General features: G+C 38.2%; 16 protein-coding genes and 1 tRNA gene. 1 reads left to right on the top strand and 16 read right to left on the bottom strand.

Translation table 11 applies throughout. The features are described 5' to 3' along the window. Nucleotides 1-5: 5 nt before the first annotated feature. From HJP15_RS19860 to HJP15_RS19785, 16 genes are all read right to left on the bottom strand, one after another. Nucleotides 6-1193: a UDP-N-acetylglucosamine 4,6-dehydratase gene (locus HJP15_RS19860; RefSeq protein WP_170174442.1), complete on the bottom strand. Its 1188-nt coding sequence runs from the start codon at nt 1191-1193 to the stop codon at nt 6-8. A gap of 7 nt (nt 1194-1200) precedes the next feature. Continuing rightward, nucleotides 1201-2103 (bottom strand): DUF2334 domain-containing protein, encoded by a 903-nt coding sequence (locus tag HJP15_RS19855; RefSeq protein ID WP_170174441.1) that lies wholly within the window; start codon nt 2101-2103, stop codon nt 1201-1203. Then, a complete protein-coding gene (locus HJP15_RS19850; RefSeq protein ID WP_170174440.1) occupies nt 2100-3347 on the bottom strand; it encodes a lipopolysaccharide biosynthesis protein in 1248 nt (415 codons plus the stop codon). Before HJP15_RS19850 ends, HJP15_RS19855 begins: the two co-directional genes overlap by 4 nt. Beyond that, nucleotides 3344-4444, bottom strand: coding sequence for a DegT/DnrJ/EryC1/StrS family aminotransferase (locus HJP15_RS19845; RefSeq protein ID WP_170174439.1), 1101 nt, complete (start codon nt 4442-4444; stop codon nt 3344-3346). The genes HJP15_RS19850 and HJP15_RS19845 overlap by 4 nt, the downstream gene beginning before the upstream one ends. Next, entirely contained in the window at nt 4441-4890 is a 450-nt protein-coding gene (locus HJP15_RS22230) for an acyltransferase (protein WP_170174438.1), read from the bottom strand. Before HJP15_RS22230 ends, HJP15_RS19845 begins: the two co-directional genes overlap by 4 nt. Then, nucleotides 4880-5287: a sugar 3,4-ketoisomerase gene (locus tag HJP15_RS19835; protein WP_170174437.1), complete on the bottom strand. Its 408-nt coding sequence runs from the start codon at nt 5285-5287 to the stop codon at nt 4880-4882. The genes HJP15_RS22230 and HJP15_RS19835 overlap by 11 nt, the downstream gene beginning before the upstream one ends. Next, on the bottom strand, nt 5287-6171 hold the full coding sequence (rfbA, locus tag HJP15_RS19830) for a glucose-1-phosphate thymidylyltransferase RfbA (RefSeq protein ID WP_170174436.1): 885 nt from the start codon (nt 6169-6171) through the stop codon (nt 5287-5289). The genes HJP15_RS19835 and rfbA overlap by 1 nt, the downstream gene beginning before the upstream one ends. A gap of 1 nt (nt 6172) precedes the next feature. Then, the gene (gene rfbB, locus HJP15_RS19825) at nt 6173-7276 is read right to left on the bottom strand and encodes a dTDP-glucose 4,6-dehydratase (protein ID WP_170174435.1); all 1104 of its coding nucleotides are present in this window, start codon (nt 7274-7276) and stop codon (nt 6173-6175) included. A gap of 1 nt (nt 7277) precedes the next feature. Then, nucleotides 7278-8309: an NAD-dependent epimerase/dehydratase family protein gene (locus tag HJP15_RS19820; protein ID WP_170174434.1), complete on the bottom strand. Its 1032-nt coding sequence runs from the start codon at nt 8307-8309 to the stop codon at nt 7278-7280. 102 nt (nt 8310-8411) lie between these two features. After that, nucleotides 8412-9692, bottom strand: coding sequence for a Vi polysaccharide biosynthesis UDP-N-acetylglucosamine C-6 dehydrogenase TviB (gene tviB, locus HJP15_RS19815; RefSeq protein ID WP_170174433.1), 1281 nt, complete (start codon nt 9690-9692; stop codon nt 8412-8414). A 730-nt stretch (nt 9693-10422) separates the two neighbouring features. Beyond that, nucleotides 10423-12660, bottom strand: coding sequence for a polysaccharide biosynthesis tyrosine autokinase (locus HJP15_RS19810; protein ID WP_170174432.1), 2238 nt, complete (start codon nt 12658-12660; stop codon nt 10423-10425). Between the two features lie 14 nt (nt 12661-12674). Further along, a complete protein-coding gene (locus HJP15_RS19805; protein ID WP_170174431.1) occupies nt 12675-13109 on the bottom strand; it encodes a low molecular weight protein-tyrosine-phosphatase in 435 nt (144 codons plus the stop codon). A gap of 10 nt (nt 13110-13119) precedes the next feature. Continuing rightward, nucleotides 13120-14238, bottom strand: coding sequence for a polysaccharide export protein (locus tag HJP15_RS19800; protein WP_054204447.1), 1119 nt, complete (start codon nt 14236-14238; stop codon nt 13120-13122). An 824-nt stretch (nt 14239-15062) separates the two neighbouring features. Further along, entirely contained in the window at nt 15063-15551 is a 489-nt protein-coding gene (rfaH, locus tag HJP15_RS19795) for a transcription/translation regulatory transformer protein RfaH (protein WP_054452800.1), read from the bottom strand. Nucleotides 15552-15811: 260 nt separating this feature from the next. After that, nucleotides 15812-16588, bottom strand: coding sequence for a DUF481 domain-containing protein (locus tag HJP15_RS19790; RefSeq protein ID WP_054204449.1), 777 nt, complete (start codon nt 16586-16588; stop codon nt 15812-15814). Nucleotides 16589-16620: 32 nt separating this feature from the next. Then, complete coding sequence (locus HJP15_RS19785) at nt 16621-17439, bottom strand: mechanosensitive ion channel family protein (RefSeq protein WP_054452804.1); 819 nt, start codon at nt 17437-17439, stop codon at nt 16621-16623. 283 nt (nt 17440-17722) lie between these two features. Between HJP15_RS19785 and HJP15_RS19780 the strand changes: the two genes are divergently transcribed. Then, nucleotides 17723-17798 (top strand) — tRNA-His (locus HJP15_RS19780). Nucleotides 17799-18436 lie beyond the last annotated feature (638 nt).

The following is an 18436-nucleotide window of genomic DNA, read 5'->3' as shown; positions in this document are numbered from 1 at the left end:
TTCAATTACATCTTACTGTCTAAATATTTACCCGTCTCTTTATGACCAAAATCGGGTATAACTTCGAAAAACAGCTCAACGATTTGTTCTTTAAACCAAATATCACGCTTTAACTCATCAATTCTGTCTGAAAAACGCTCTACCAAATGAGCATCAAAATTAAGCTCATTCTTAATTACGCCTAGATTCTCAAAGCGAGTCATATCAAGAACTTCTTTGTCAGTAAAAAACTCTTCAAAATCTTTTTCACCAGTTGTATCACTTCGTGAGAATAGGCACGGCCACTTGCCTTCCTCTGGTAACGATAATGCTAACTCCCTCGCTTGTTCTTCTGACTCACATAACACTGGCTCATAGCCTAATTCAGCTAAATACTTAACAGCAATATCAGCAAAAGAGATTAAATGTAACGACTCACTGAGCTTTGGAAAGAAAATATCTCTATTTTCACCGAAAATACAACTCATTAAGCATAACTCTCCTGATTCTTGAGGCGTAACAAAATATCGTTTGATGTCATTTGGAGCGACAATAGGTTGTCTTTTTTGGATACGTTGATTGAATCCATGTAAAAGGGATCCATCTGAAAAAGCAACGTTTGCGAAGCGAGCAGTAGAAATATTGATATCTTGACTGTGCTTCATTAAAAACATTTCCATAATACGTTTTGACGCACCCATCATATTAACTGGATTCGCAGCTTTATCTGTTGACACACAGAAATATTTTTTTACACCCGACCTAATAGATTGTTCAATTGTCTTATCCGTATTAAAGATATTTACGTCTATCATACGCATTAAAGTAAATGGGTCTTTTTCACTTCTCACATGTTTTAAAGCTGATAAGTTTAAAACATAGTCATATTTACCATCACTTTTGATAAATGCATCATACTCAATTGAGCCAATATCAAGAGCAAATGTTTGAAAATCTCCAGAGATATAGCCGAATAAACTACGAATATCACGAACAAGCTCAACCATATTGTTTTCACTAATATCTACGACATGTAGCTTCTTCGGGTTTCGTTTAAATATTTCTTTAGTTACCGCTTGACCAATAGAGCCAGCTCCCCCGATCACTAAAAAAGAGCTTAAACTAACTAGCTCTCTTAATTTTTTATCATAACTAGCAATATCATTATCGAAAAGGCTATCTTCTCTTCCTATCAAATGTAGAATATTATCCATCTTTTATTTACCTTAAAATCTCATTCATCGTGACAAAATTAACCTCGTACCTATCTCGCACATAGTTAAGTATGTTAATTACAGTATCTTTCATTGTCTCATTGCTACCGGTCATTTTTTGACCAAACGCATAAGTATGTGTAGACAATACGAAATCACCACGTTTTTTGAAAACAAAATCTATAGCATCTTTAATTTCGTTTAGAGAAGAACTTGGCTGCAGACTAACATGCTCAATAAAATGCCCTTTCCCAAACTTTATCGCATAAGGATATGGTCGCTTTGTTTTGCGGTTAAAAAGCTGATGCTTAAATACTTTCAAAAAACTTACAGTCGAGAAATACTTACTGAATAAGCCATAATTTTTTGCCGATGGTAAATAACCACACACATTTAGACCATTGACGTAGAGCGCATCAAGACCTTGCTCTGATAAAAGATTTTGTGGCGGAGTAAAAAAACAAACTCGGCCAGCAAACAAGTCATTTAGATATTGATTTGATGTTGCTAACTCTTTAGATAGATCCCTATCCGTATAAAATTCGGCCCCTACACCAAAGTTTTTAGAAAATCGGGGAATTACAAGATCATCATTCTGGTGATATATTCCATGTTGAGCAATTGCAATACGCCCAACTTTAATCTCATGGGTTAAATATTCCATTAACCCATGGTTTCTATCAATATGATAGATATCCTTATCGAGCTTGATTTGCTTAATCACTTCATCAGTAATTCCTGCACTACCCACAGACTCGAGCAATTCAAGATTCTTCTTCCAATCGCCTTTGTACCATGGCACCACAGATAAAGTTACTGGACAGATATCACTGACCCCATCTAAGCAATCGGACAAAAGTTGTTCCGAAAAATGATAATTCACATCATCATCTCTTATTGCAAATTTCATATTGTTCTCATGTTTAAATATCTATTTTTACCTTTAATCCAAAGGTATGTAAATGTAACTAGCATAAATAGTTCAGTTAACAATCTATTCAGGTGTAAATACTCAAGTGATAGACAATTCGCAACCACAGCAATTGAAGTTACGCCCAACAACCACCCTATAGCATCAATAAAAATTAATAATTTCGGCTTTGCAAATAAACTTATTAAGTTTCCAGGTATTTTGTACAATAAATATGTAAAAGAAGATAGCAGTACAAAAACAAGATAAGTCTCAATATATTCATACTTATTGAAGCCAAGTAACTCAACCAATAAATCAATGTATACTATCAATGCGACCATCACAAAGCCACCTACTACCGCAATCAATGCATTCACTTTAGCTACAAACCGGATGTGTACTTCACATTTTTTTATATCGTTTCTATATTGGATGACTCTTTGAATTAACGGATCAAAAAAGCCCTCAATGAAAGACTTTCCTATCTCTTGAAATTGCTTGGCAAGCCCGTAAGCCCCTTGCATTTCTGGAGATAGAAGAATCGAAACTAACAACCTGTCACTTTGTGCTAAAGCATATTTTACATATCCAATTGCACCAAAGCCCAAAAAGCGTTTCGCAAACATTAAACGGCGTACTGTAATGTTAACTGGCTTAAGGTACTTCCAAACAAAGCAAACACCACTAAAAAATATCAATGCAGGCATAATGGTTAACACTAATATAAAGTACTCAAATCCAAACGTTATGAACAACCATACGCCAGTAATTTTTGTTACTAAACTACCTAGAGTAAGAATAGTAAATGCTGCAATATAATTGTTAAAAGACTTCAGAATAAGAGACAACCAGTTGTTAAAGGAAAAAAACAGCCCTGACAAACTGAATAACATAATGGCACCTAAATAATCCCCTTGGTAATTACTCTTAGCTATATAGTAGCTATAAGCAAAAACTGGCACCATAAGTACAAAGAATAAAACAAAACGAATCACTAAGGATATTGAAATAAAGTACTTCAATCTATGTTCAAACCCATTTTGCCACTTTAATGCATTTCTTATTAAAACAGTTTCATAACCAATAGATGTAAAACAGCCATAAAATGCAATGATGATCTGATAAATAATTACCAAAGAGTAAAAATGCGGCTCTATATTGGCCGCAATATACACTGTAGAAAATAGCCCAACTACTATGTTTAATACCTGCAGGGCTAAGAAAATAAAACTCTGGCTCATTTGTAGCAATTCAAAGCAATTACAACTGCATCTACCTCTTTGCTACCCATAATAGGGCTTAATGGTAACGACAAAATATTTTTATGTATTTTTTCAGTAATCGGATACTCCCCTTCAAAAAAACCTTCATATGCTTTTTGTGTATGGGGAGGAATTGGATAGTGCACCAAAGTCTGAATTCCTTGTTCATTCAAAAATGACACAAGATTGTCTCTATTATCTACTTCTATGGTGAATAAATGCCACACGTGTGCCCCTTGTTTTTCTACCCTCGGCAGCTTTATTAGTGGGTTTATGATTTTAGTTAGGTAAGCTTGTGCAACTTTTCTTCGTTGCTCGGTTTCTGCATCTAAATACTTTAGCTTTATACTTAACATAGCTGCTTGGATCTCATCTAATCGGCTATTCACCCCTTGATATGAATTTTCATATTTCTTATGTGAACCATAATTACGTAAAGCTTTTAATATTGAAGCAAGCTCTGGATCGTTTGTTGTAACTGCACCAGCATCACCAAGAGCACCTAAGTTTTTACCTGGATAAAAACTAAACCCAGCAGCGTGGCCCCAATTACCGCATTTTTTATCATTAATTTGCGCACCGTGTGACTGAGCACAATCCTCTAACACAAGTAAATCATGCTTTGCAGCAATATCCATTAGCTCCGGCATAGGTGAGATTAACCCATACAAATGCACTGGTAAAATAGCTTTAGTTTTAGATGTTATCGCAGCTTTAGTTTTAAAAGGACATAAATTATAAGTATCTTCATCAGGTTCAACCAATACTGGAGTTAGGCTATTTTCTGTAATAGCTAAAATACTTGCTATGTATGTGTTCGCAGGTACGATAACTTCATCGCCTGCTTGGAGCTTACCAAGCTCTTTCCAAGCTCTCAACGTAAGTGTTAGAGCATCAAGGCCATTGGCAACACCTACAGCAAATCTTGTTCCACAATAAGCAGCAAACTCAGTTTCAAAAGCCTCTAATTCGTTACCCATAATATACCAACCAGAATCAATTACTCGTGAACAGGCTTCTTTTAATTGCTGTTGATATTGCGCATTAATTTCTTTTAAATCTAAAAACGGGATCATTTTTCAATCTCTTTTGCTGGGTTGCCAACAACGGTCACATGTTCAGCAACACTTTTTGTAACTACGGAACCGGCTCCAATCATTGCGCCAGCACCAATTGTAATTCCGGGTAAAATGGTTGAATTAGCACCTATAGATGCACCTTTACAAATTCGTGTTTTAAAAAACTCAGTTGGGTACTGTTTAGAACGAGGTGTGAGATCATTAGTAAATGTAACATTAGGACCAATAAATACATCATCTTCTATTGTGATTCCATCCCAGATTTGCACTCCACTTTTAATCGTCACTCTATCACCAATAATGACATCATTTTCAATTAAACAATGAGAGCAAATATTACAATCACGACCAATTCTAGCTTGCGAAAGTACAACACAAAACTGCCAAATATTTGTATTATCACCAATAGTAATTGATTGAACATCACTTAATTTATGTATCATTTGACACTACCTTAATAAAGTCTAAATAACTTCGAATATAATCAGATTCATCATAAATATCAGATGCAAGCACTAAAAAGATACAATCTTTACTAAAGTTATGCATCTCATGCCAAACCATAGGTGGGATCAGTATACCTTCAGAAGATGAATTCATAATAAGTGTTTCTTTCACATTCCCATCATCAAAGAGCATTTCGCATGTGCCAGATAAACAAATAGCCATCTGCTTTAACTTATAATGAGCATGAAACCCTCTAGGGGTATCACAATCGAGATCTTTAAGGTAATAAATTCTTTTTATCTCAAATGGAATATTTTTTAAAGCTTCTACAATTGTTAGTTCACCTCGATGATCACCACGAGTAGGAAGCGTAATCGTTTCAAAGAAGCTCATTACTTAAAATCTTCATTGATTATTGAAAACAAATACTGGCCATAACTATTTTTTGAAAACAGCTGCGCTAATTCTTTAATCTGATCTTTGGTTAACCAACCATTGTTAAAACCAATCTCTTCTAAACAAGCGATTTTATAACCTTGGCGTTTTTCAATGGTTTCAACAAACTGTGATGCTTCAAGCAAACTTTCATGTGTACCTGTGTCTAACCAAGCGAAACCTCGACCTAAAATCTCTACGTTAAGCTGATTTTTCTTTAAGTACAGCTCATTCAAACAGGTAATTTCTAATTCACCTCGATGAGAAGGCTCTACTTGTTTAGCTAATTCAACTACGGAGTTATCATAAAAATATAAACCAGTAACGGCTAAATTCGATTTAGGTTTGGTAGGCTTTTCTTCAATTGAAATAGCTTTGTTATTTTCATCAAACTCGACAACACCAAAACGTTCAGGGTCTTTAACTTGATAACCAAAAACAGTTGCACCTTGGCCATTTTTTGCATTTTCAAGAGCATGCTTTAATTTTGGGGTAAAACCTTGGCCATAAAATATGTTATCGCCTAGGACTAAACACACATCATCATTACCAATGAATTCTTCACCCAAAATAAATGCTTGAGCTAGGCCATCAGGACTGGGTTGTGATGTATAGCTCAGTTCAATCCCAAATTGTGAACCATCTCCTAGTAGACGCTTAAATGAGTCACTATCTTCTGGCGTGGTAATAATTAATACCTCGCGGATACCAGCTAGCATTAATACTGAAAGTGGATAGTAAACCATCGGTTTATCGTAAATTGGTAATAACTGCTTAGAAACACCCATTGTTATTGGGTAAAGGCGAGTGCCTGAGCCACCCGCGAGGATAATTCCTTTCATATTACTTTCCTTGCGTTGCACTGTTTATTTCGCCGAGACGTTCACGTTGATATGAACCGTCTTGCACATTTTGACACCAATTTTGATTACTTAAATACCATTGCACGGTTTTACGCAACCCAGTTTCAAAAGTCTCAATTGGAGTCCAATTAAGCTCTTTACCCATTTTTGAAGAGTCTATTGCATAGCGTCTGTCATGCCCTGGTCGATCGCTTACAAATGTAATTTGCTCTGCATAATTTGATTCTTTAGGCACTAATTCATCTAAAATACTGCAAATTGTTTGTACAACTTCTATATTCTTTTTTTCATTATGGCCACCTATATTATATGTCTCACCCACTTGTCCTTCAGTAGCAACTTTGTATAAGGCACGTGCATGATCTTCTACATAGAGCCAATCGCGAATTTGATCACCTTTACCATAAATAGGTAAATTTTTACCTTCAAGTGCATTTAAAATAACTAAAGGTATTAACTTTTCAGGGAAATGATAAGGCCCATAGTTATTTGAACAATTAGTTATAATTGTTGGGAAACCATAAGTTCTTAGCCAAGCTCTAACAAGATGATCACTTGATGCTTTACTTGCCGAATACGGACTGCTCGGGGCGTAAGCGTTTTGTTCAGTAAATAAAGGTAGCTGTTTACCTAACGCATCCCCCTTTTGGTCATCTGGGTGAGGTAAATCACCATAAACTTCATCTGTAGAGATATGATGAAATCTGAAAGCGAGTTTTGCGCGATCCTCAAGTGAATTCCAATACTCGCGAGCAGCTTCTAATAGAGTGTATGTACCTACAATATTAGTTTGAATAAACTCTGCAGGTCCAGTAATTGAACGGTCTACATGGCTTTCTGCGGCTAAGTGCATTACGGCATCAGGTTGATGAGTTGAAAGCACACGATCAAGCTCAGCTCGGTTGCAGATATCAATTTGCTCAAACATATAGCGCTCACTACTCTCAATAGATGCTAATGATTGTAGATTGCCCGCATAAGTTAATTTATCAAGATTAATAACTGAATCAGTCGTATTTTTAATTATATGGCGTATAACAGCCGAGCCAATAAAACCAGCTCCTCCAGTAACTAAGATTTTCATATTAATTGTTACCTAAAAATTCTTTATACCATGGCATTGCTTTGCTAATACCTTGTAATATTTTATATTCTGGTGCATAGCCTAAGTTAGTTTCAGCTTTGCTAACATCGGCTTGAGAATGTCGCACATCACCAGCTCTAAAATCACGATAAACTGGTTGCTCTTCTGCAACTATATTGCACTCTTTAAGTGCGGATTGAATACTTTTATACAAATCATTAAGTGTTGTACGATCACCCACTGCTACGTTATATACTTCGTCTTTAGCTGCATCTGAAGCTGTAGCTGCTAGAATATTCATCTGCACTGTATTTTCAATAAAACAAAAATCGCGACTAGTTTCACCATCACCATTAATAAATACATCTTCACCTTGAATCATAGCAGCAGTCCATTTAGGGATAACAGCTGCATATGCCCCATTTGGATCTTGGCGTTGACCGAATACATTAAAGTAACGTAAACCAATTGTTTTAAAGCCATAAGTACGCGCATAAACACCAGCGTATAGCTCATTTACATATTTAGTTACTGCGTAAGGTGATAGAGGGTTACCAATATTTTCTTCAACTTTTGGTAATGCAGGGTGATCGCCATATGTCGAGCTACTTGCAGCATAAGTAAAGCTTTTAACGTTTGCCTCTTTAGCAGCCTGTAGCAAATTTACAAAACCAGTAATATTAGCCGCATTTGTTGTAACTGGGTCAGCAATAGAGCGAGGAACAGAACCTAGAGCGGCTTGGTGTAATACATAGTCAATGTTATTAGCTAATACTTTTTCGCAATCTTCATAATGACGAATATCACCTTCAATAAAATTAAAACCTTGCCACTGCTCTGGGGTCACTAAGCCTTGCACTTCATCAAGATTATGTTGATGCCCCGTTGCAAAATTATCGAGCCCAACTACCTTTTGGTTTAATTTTAGTAAATGCTCTAAAAGGTTTGAACCTATAAATCCTGCCACACCTGTGATTAGCCAAGTTTTTGGGGAAGCTAATAGTTCTGCTTTAATTTGTTCGTAACGAGTCATGATTTTCCTTTAAAATATTTTACAGTAGAGGGCTTTGCAGGCATTTAAAGAGTAAAGTACCTATGTCCTAAAAAGCGCGGGGTAAACCCACGCCTACAATGACTATAAACGCATATCTACGTCTTGCTTAGGTAGCACATATTTTAGGTCATACAAAACGTGCTGCGCTTTACCTAGTGCACGTATTTGTGCTGCGCCCATTTCTTTAAACTCGTTATGACCAACAGCCAAAATTATTGCGTCATAATTATTTTGTTTGTGCTCTGTGGTTAAACTTAAACCATATTCATGCTGTGCTTCTTCGTTTGAGCACCAAGGATCAACAATATCTACATTAATGTTATATTCTTTAAGCTCACTTACAATATCAACCACTTTGGTATTACGTAAATCTGGGCAGTTTTCTTTAAAGGTTAAGCCCATGACTAGTACATTAGCCCCATCAACTTGAATGCGCTTTTTAAGCATCTTTTTAACCAGCTCAGAAACCACATGTTTTCCCATGCCATCATTTAAGCGGCGGCCAGCTAAAATCATTTCAGGATGATAACCAACACTTTGAGCTTTATGAGTTAAGTAATATGGATCAACGCCAATACAGTGCCCGCCAACTAAACCTGGGCGAAATGGCAAAAAGTTCCATTTAGTTCCAGCAGCCTCTAACACTTCAAGCGTGTCAATATCTAGCTTATTGAATATAATTGAAAGCTCATTGATTAAAGCGATATTTACATCGCGCTGTGTGTTCTCTATTACTTTTGCAGCCTCAGCTACTTTAATCGAACTTGCTTTATGTGTACCCGCGGTAATAACAGATTTATAAAGCTGATCAACTTTTTCAGCAATTTCAGGGTTTGAGCCTGAGGTAACTTTTAAAATATTAGTTACACGATGCTCTTTATCACCCGGATTAATACGCTCTGGCGAGTAACCTGCAAAAAAGTCTTGGTTAAATTTAAGGCCTGAGACTTGCTCAACTACAGGTAAACAAGCTTCTTCAGTAGCACCAGGGTATACGGTTGACTCATATATAATAATATCGCCTTTTTTAACCACTTTACCTAGCATTTCACTGGCTTTAATAAGGGGCGTTAAATCAGGTTGTTTATGTTCATCAATTGGTGTCGGTACGGTAACTATATATATATTGCAACTTTCAAGGTCTGATACTGTGAAAGAGTAATTTAAATGTGGTGACTCTTTTAGCTCTTCATCACTTACTTCAAGCGTAGAGTCATGACCAGATTGTAATTGCGCAATTCGGCCTTGGTTTATATCGAACCCCAATACAGGGAACTTTTTACCAAACTCAACTGCTAATGGCAGGCCTACGTAACCTAAACCTATGATGCCAATCTTTAGGTCCGTTAATGAGTCGTGCATTTTAATATTCTCTTGATTATTAATTTAAATTAGTTCTAGGTTCTAGGTTCTAGGTTCTAGGTTCTAGGTTCTAGGTTCTAGGTTCTAGGTTCTAGGTTCTAGGTTCTAGGTTCTAGGTTCTAGGTTCTAGGTTCTAGGTTCTAGGTTCTAGGTTAATCAGCTTTAAAGTAAAAGATGAAAGGTCAAACCTTTCGCGGCTAAAGCCAGCTCCTACAAAAACACTTTTTACCACAGAGGTCACCAAGGCGCTTCGCTATACAGAGAAAACCATCGTGGCTAAAGCCGACTCCTACATGTTCTCTGTGGCTAATATTTTACTTTTATTGCAAGTGCGTGGCATAAAGCCCCGCCTACAAAACACTTTTTACCACTGAGGTCACCGATGCGCTTCGCTACACAGAGAAAAACATCGTGGCTAAAGCCAACTCCTACGTGCTCTCTGTGGTTAATCTTTTACTTTTATTACAAGTGCGCGGCGTAAAGCCCCGCCTACAAAACATTTTTACCACCGAGGTCACCGAAGCGCTTCGCTACACAGAGAAAACCATCGTGGCTAAAGCCGACTCCTAAGTGCTCTCTGTGGTTAATCTTTTGCTTTTATTACAAATACGCGGCATAAAGCCCCACCTACATTTGAAACCAAATGTTCTACATTTTAGTCCCTAGGTCCTAGTCACTATCCTAGAACCTAGTTTTTTTAACCTTTCCCCTAACACCTAGTGCCTTTCTCTTACTTATCCGATTTATATTCGTAGTTGTAGTAACCGTAGTAGCCGTATGCATTGCTGGCTTTTTTAACTACGCCGTTAAATACTACGCCTTTTACATCTATGCCGTTTTGCTCAAAACGATTACGGGTTAGCTCTATTTCTTTAATATGGTTTTGACCAAAGCGTGTTACTAACAACGTTGTGCCCGTGTGCGCACTTACAATAGCAGGATCAGTTACCGCTAAAATTGGCGGGGTATCTATAATAACAATATCGTACTCAGCACTTACCTCTGCAACCAATTTGCTAAAGTTGCTATGCATTAATAGCTCTGACGGGTTTGGCGGTATTTGGCCACGCGTAATCACACTCAACCCTGCAACTGATGTTGGCTTAGTTACTTGGCTCAAGTTTAAGCGACCTGATAGGTAATCGCTTAATCCATCATTCCACTTTAATCCAAACTGAGTTTGCAAATAGCCTTTACGCATATCTGCATCTATAATCAGTACTTTTTTACCGCTTTGTGCAAGCACTGCCGCTAAATTTACTGATATAAATGATTTACCTACACCTGGGCTTGGGCCTGATATTGCAATAATGTTGTTTTTAGCTTCCATCATCGCAAAGTGCAGACTGGTGCGTAAACTACGCAGTGCCTCTATTGATAAATCTGCTGGGTTATCAAGCGCTAATATTGATTTTGGCTTACTCATTTTGTTTTTGAGTGCCTTACTAAAACCGGTTAACTTATCTTGATAATCTGAGTACGGTACGCTAGCGTATACTGGCAAGCCAATTGCCTCAATCTCGTTAGCGTCTTCAACCCCTTTATGTATGGCTTTTTGTACTAACACAATCACTACAGCAAGCATACCGCCTAACATAGTTGCCATAACTACAATAAGTGCTTTTTTAGGCTTAACTGGCTTTGATGTATTAACTTCGGCTGAGTCAATAATGCGTACGTTACCGACAGTACCTGCACGTACAATATCTAGCTCTTGTGTTTTACCTAGTAGTAGGGTGTAAATTTGGTTGCTTACTTCAACATCACGCTTTAAACGTAATAACTCTTGTTGAGTTTCTGGTAGGTTGCCTACCTCACCAACCAATTCTTTTTTCTGATCATTAACCGCGCTAATTTGTTCAAGTAAACCTTGGTACGTTGGGTGGTCCTTTTTAAACTTGCGGCTCATTTCTAAGCGTTTAAGCTCTAGCTCTTGTAATTTAGTTTCAAGCTTTACGACTTGCTCTAATACGCCTTGGGTTTCTAAAGTAATGTTAATTGACTGGCGTTTTATTTGGTAATCGTTAAAGCGTTGCTCAGAAAATTCAAGTTGCTTTTTAATTTCTGGTAATTGCACCTCTAAAAAATCAAGCGATTTTTTAGCCTCAGCGCTATTACGCTCAACGTTGCGGCGAACATATATACCCGCTACCTTATCAAGTACTTTTTCAGCATAAGCTGGTTTAGTACTTTGCAAGCTTAAATTAATAATACCTGAATCTTTGCCTTTTTCGCTTGCACCTATTGCTGCTTGCAAGTCTAAAATGGTATTTAGGCGGTCTTTACGTTTAATGCTAAACTCAGTACCTGCGCGGGCATTTAAGCTGCGAATAGTTAAATTAAATTGACCATTGCTAAGCTCCTGCCCTACTTTACCCGCTAAAATTTGTTCACCGTCACCATTTAGTAACGCAACACTGTTATTTGCTTGCGCAACTAACGTAAAGCCAGCACCTATAGCGGAACGTGGTACGTCAAACCTAAATACATCAACGCTCTCACCGCCCCACGCATACGAGCTTGCGCCAAAGCTAGGCTCAGCTAAGTCACCCTCAGCTATTGGTGTAAATTTACGAAATGCACGGCCGCCAATAAATGGGAAGAGTTTTGGCTCAACTATAATATCGAGTTTTAAGCTATCAACTGCTTCACCAATAATTGAACGCGATTTTAATAGCTCAATCTCAGTTACAGCGGCTGATGTGCTTTCAAACATGCCAGCCATATCGTCAAAACCAGGGACTGAGCCGCTGCCGTCTTCAACTTGGATCATCGCGGTTGCTTGGTATACTGGGGTCGAAAGTACGGCATAGACTACGCCAATAAACATAAAGGCGGCTGTTAGCGCGATTATAAAATATTTACGATCAATTAATGCACCTAATAGTGCCATTAGGTCTATTTCTTGGCTTGCTTGTTGTGCTGTGTTTTGTTTATTTGCTGCTAATGCAGTGGGCTGAGCATTCATGTACTAGCCTATCCTTATAAATACTTTTGCCAAGCGCTACAGGCGCTGTCGATTAATTCGTATACGTGTTCAAACGCTTCTAAACTTTGCCTGTAAGGGTCGGGGATTTCTTTATCGCCTAGCCACTTACCCAATAAAAAAGCCTTACCGCGCGCTTCTGGGTAGCGATTACACAAATCGGTTAAATGCCGCGGCTCCATTACTAAAATCACACTATTTTGTGCCACTAAGCTTGATGATAACTGACGGCCTTGATGTTCATCCATGTTAATACCATGACTTACAGCAATTTGCTTTGCTGTTGCATCAGCAGGTTTACCTTCAAGGGCTGTTAACCCTGCCGACGAAACATGTATATTCTTACCTGCTAGCTTACTTTTTAATACGTATTCAGCAGTTGGGCTGCGGCATATATTTCCTGCACATACCACTAAGATAGAATCAAACATCGTATTCCTTTTATTGTCTTGTAGCTAAATCATCAATCGAGTCAACTGTCGCGATAGATGGTAGTAATAAGCTAATTACGCGGTTCCAGCGAGCTAACGGCGCAGAGGTTACATATACAATATCGTGCGGTTGCAATTCAAACTGCTCAGCTAATACTAGCGCAGCAACATTTTTGGCGTGTAATTGGTATACATCAGCAATAATGCCGTCTTTTTCTAAATCGCGTTTACGTAATACAAAAACACCGTTTGCGTTTGCTGTGTTTTCGTTTAAGCCACCAGACTCACTGAGAGCCTCAGCTAAATTTAAACCATAACGGTTTACGTCTACCGAGCCTGCTTTTTTAACATCACCAAGTACAAATACACTTTGTAGATCGTTGCGATTAACATGCACTATATCGCCATGTTGTAATAAGCGATTTTGTGAAATATCGCCATGCGCATAAAAGTCATCAAGTTTAATAACTTCTGTTTTTTCGCCACGGGTAAAAGTAACTGTGCGCCAGTCTGCCGCTTCGGTTAAGCCGCCAGCTTGATTAAGTGCGTCAATTAATGTGAGTGGTATTTCTGTTACTGGGTATACGCCTGGTTTAGTAACCTCACCTGTTATGTAAGTTTTTTGGCTTCTAAAACCAACCACTTTAATATCAACTTGTGGGTCTTCTATTACGCGGCTTAATCGTTTTACTAATTCTTTATGGATTTGGCCAACTGTTTTACCTGCAGCAGGAATATTTGGTGCGTACGCGTAGGTAATGGTGCCATCAGCTTGCACCCTAAAACCATCAAATTCTGCTGTGCGTTGTACCGCTGCTGGTATTGTTAATTCTGGGTGATCCCATACACCTATAGTTAATACATCACCAACACCAAGTTTATATTCATAATCATGCGTATCTATACCATCGAGATTTGATGGTGGCTTGATTTTTTTACTCGCCTGCTTTTGCTGATAAATTAATGATGAGTCAATAATTTGAATATTTACTTTTTCAAGATCTTGCTCTAGGTTTCGTGTTTTCTCACCCGATTCGATTCCTTCGAAATGGCTACCGGGGATGATTGTACAACCTGTCATTGTGAGCAAAGTGAACGATGCCACAAGTGTTTTACAGCTTAGCGCCATTATTAATTCCCAAATATTATTAAATTCTAAAACTTTCAGCGTATTTTAAAGTAATTGCTGCTATTTTTCGCTGGCTAATTAAACCATGGCTCTACCCGCTTCGCAAGGTCGGCCGTACAGTTATCGCGCGTGCAATTAACTTTTTTGTAATTTGATTAACAAAGAGTGCCCATTCGGTATTTTATCACGCTAAATAGCTTACTTAATATAAACGCTTAAACCTGAAAACAAGCTGACTCGATACTTAAAATAGGTACTCACAGTACGGCTAATCTAACTTTTAATGCTTAATGGTACTTCGGACACGCTTCCGCCCCTAGGTTGCAGTTCCTACGTACTGATAAATACATTTAAATTGTTTAGCGCTGAGATAATAAATCGCAGCTAAAGCGGGCGCCTACGTAAATTAAACACCAATACCAATACCAACCCGTAGGCGGGAGTTTACCTCGCGCAGGTTTAGCATTTATCCAACCTCACATTTGCGCGGCGTAAAGCCCCGCCTACGCAAATTAACCACCAATGCTAATCCGTAGGCGGGAGTTTACCTCGCGCAGGTTTAGCATTTATCCAACCTTACATTTGCGTGGCGTAAAGCCCCGTCTACGCAAATTAAACACCAATACCAACCCGTAGGCGAGAGTTTACCTCGCGCAGGTTTAGCATTTATCCAACCTTACATTTGCGCGGCGTAAAGCCCCGCCTACGCAAATTAAACACCAATGCTAATCCGTAGGCGGAGTTACTTAACCACAGCACCTCGCGCAGGTTTAGCATTTATCCAACCTTACATTTGCGCGGCGTAAAGCTCCGCCTACGCAAATTTATCCTGCTTTTTTGATATCGCGGTTATCTACGCTCATTTTTATTTTTTGGTTGAGTAGATTAACCAGTAATATGCTGCGCATATCGCCATCAGGTTCTTGGTAAATTGCTTGAACACCATTAAATGATCCATTACTTAAATAGACTAAATCACCTGAGCTAGGCAGGTTTTGAGAATCAATATTAGGTTGAAATTTTTGTAGTTCGCTGATGAGCAAATCGGGGACTATCTGGTATGACGATCCGTACGATACAAAGCCACTGATACCGCGGGTGTTTTTTACCGCAGAAAAATTGCATTGCTGTGAGTTTAAGCGTACAAAGAGGTAATTAGGGAATAATGCTGATTCTTTAAAAGTACGACGACCTTTAACCAGCTTTTCTGTTTTTAATAGGGGGAAGAACGCTTCCATTCCCTGGTTTTGTAAGTTAACCTGCGCACGCGCTTCTTGGCGAGGCTTACAAAATAATAAGTACCAACTATCCATATCAATCCCTAAAACACTAGCTTACTAACTTAAAAAACTGCCAACTTCTATTTAAGCTCGGGGATTATACGCGTTGATTCGGGGGGCTGTCTATATAAAACCCCATTAAAACTTTTCATATAAGCATTCGCTTTTAGTTACTTTATAACTTTTAATTAGTTACAAAAGAATTCATCTACAAATTATTACAAAAGTTCTTTTTAACGCTTGTATAAAGGGACCTAAGTCCCTTTATACAAAACACTTTAACTAAAACAATATTAAAAGCTGTAAACTAGCGTTAATGAGGTTTCGGTATCTGTATTTTCTTTATCATTAGCCACATCTGAGTTGTGCGTAATGTTGTACGCAACCTTCATTTGTAACGAGCCGTTGATTTTAGCTAATAGCGCTGTTTCTGAGCGCGTTTTGGTATTTGTATCGCCGTATTCCATACCCACTAGCTGAGTGAACTTTGCGTTGTCTGATATTTTCCAGGTGTAATCAAGTTTACCTAGGGCAATTACTTCACCTTCGTATTCACCCGCAAGTGATACGCCATCACTATCAACGGCGGTACTTGTTGCTGGGTATTTAAAATACTTATAACCAGGACCTATCTCTGCGTTTAACCACATGTCTGAACGATCTAACAAACGTTGGCCATAACCTGCTGAAATTACAGATTCGTTGCGAAACGCACCAAAGTAATCTGACACATGTGAGCCATAAATAAATAGATGAGCGTGATCTTCATTTAATTTATAGTTACCTTGTGCTGATAACGAATATTTTTCGTTTGTGCGCTGTGTTTCTTTTACGCCTGCACTGTTCTCAACTTCATCTTCTTTATAAAGACCGTCAATTCTATATTCGTTGTTCCAGCTTTCAAGGTTATGGAGTGCCTTGATCCCACCTTTTAAAGTGGTTGTTTCAGTGTTACCGCTTGTAATAATAGCGCCTAACTCACTGGTAACATCCCATGTTTTAGTTTCTTCAGCGAATGCGTTAGTTGCAGCAGATGCTGCAACTAAAATTGATAAAAGCTTTAATTTCATTAAAAAATAACCTTTGCTACTTGTTTGGTTGATTAATCTTGCTTGTGAAAATGAACATCCATTTGCGGGAATGGTATTGTAATATCAGCTTCATCTAATGAGATTTTGATATTTTCCATTAAATCGAAATACGTTGGCCAGTAATCACCAGAGTTAACCCAAGGACGCACTACAAAGTTAACACTTGAATCGGCAAGCTCAGATACTGCAACTGTATACGCTGGATCTTTTAGTAACCGAGGCTCTTTATCTAGCACTGATTTAAGCACTTCTTTTGCTTTACGTAAGTCGGCGTCATAACCAACACCAATCACTAAATCAATACGACGCGTGCTCTCACGAGAGAAGTTAACAATTGGGCCTGACATGATTGCTGAGTTAGGCATGATGATTACTTTATTGTCTGGTGTGCGAAATTCAGTAGAGAAAATTTCAATTTTTTTAACTGTTCCTGCTTTACCGCCAGCTTCAACATAATCACCTGATTTAAATGGGCGAAGTAAAATAATTAGTACGCCAGATGCAAAGTTAGACAGTGAGCCTTGAAGCGCTAAACCTACCGCTAAGCCTGCAGCACCTAAAATAGCGATAAATGACGTGGTTTCGATACCAATTTGCGAAAGCGCCATTAAGATCGTCGCCATGAATACGATAGCGTATACAATGCTTGATACAAACGAACCAACCGCTTTATCTACTTTTTTCTTATCGAATGCTTTTTCTGTTAAGTTTGAACAAAATTTAGCTACACGACCACCCAGTAAAAAGATTACTAATGCTATTACCGCTTGAATGCCGTAATGCAAAATTAGCCCTGAGTTTTCGTTTAGCCAGTTAATTATTGTATCCATATTCACTCCTGATATTCATTGTTGAGCACTATGCTGCATAAATTATATCTTATTTAACATTATTGTTTTATTAATTTATAGCGTAATAAATAAAACAGAGCCTTAATGATTAAAGCTCTTTGGCGATATAATCTGAATTAACTATATAAAAACAGCAGTTGAGATCGTTTTTTAAGCTAATGCAGCGATTTTTGTAATTATTTTAATTTTTTTTACTGCTAGGCCTTCACAACTATTATAATTTTATGTATTATCCGCGCCACACCAAACAAGGTGTGTTGTGGCGGTTGTAGCTCAGTTGGTAGAGCCCCGGATTGTGATTCCGGTTGTCGCGGGTTCAAGCCCCGTCAATCGCCCCATCTTTTCCTTTCTTATTTCAAAGTATATCCTTCATTTTTTATAAAACCCTTTTAGATTCAATTTAATCTCTTTGCCTAAACATTTTTATGTTTAACATCGATTGGCTGTTGTACATTGCCCGAGCCATAAAACATCACGGCTAAAGCCTGTTCCTACAAAAAAACACATACCCCACCCGTAGGAGAGCGCTTTAGCGCCGAATGGCTTTTACACATAACCCAAGCTTAAAACATCACGGCTGATGCCTGTTCCTACGTGATGGTTTGGTGTTTAAAGCCCTCGTAGGAGTGCGCTTTAGCGCCGATGGTTTTTGCACATAACCCGAGCCTTGTTGTGATTCAATGAAACCAATCACGGCTAAAGCCTGTTCCTACAAAATAATTTACCTATGCACCACACGTAGGAGAGCGCTTTAGCGCCGAATGGTTTTGTACATAACCCGAGCCTTGTTGTGATTCAATGAAACCAATCACGGCTAAAGCCGATTCCTACAAAAACACATACCCCACACGTAGGAAAGCGCTTTAGCGCCGAATGGTTTTTGTACATAACCCGAGCCTTGTTGTGATTCAATGAAACCAATCACGGCTAAAGCCTGTTCCTACAAAACAAGCCACCTACACACCACACGTAGGAG

The sequence above is a fragment of the Pseudoalteromonas sp. NEC-BIFX-2020_002 genome (genome assembly GCF_013002825.1).
GTDB lineage: Bacteria > Pseudomonadota > Gammaproteobacteria > Enterobacterales > Alteromonadaceae > Pseudoalteromonas > Pseudoalteromonas neustonica.
The sequence above is the reverse complement of the archived record's forward strand: the minus strand, read 5'-3'. Positions and strand labels throughout refer to the sequence as shown.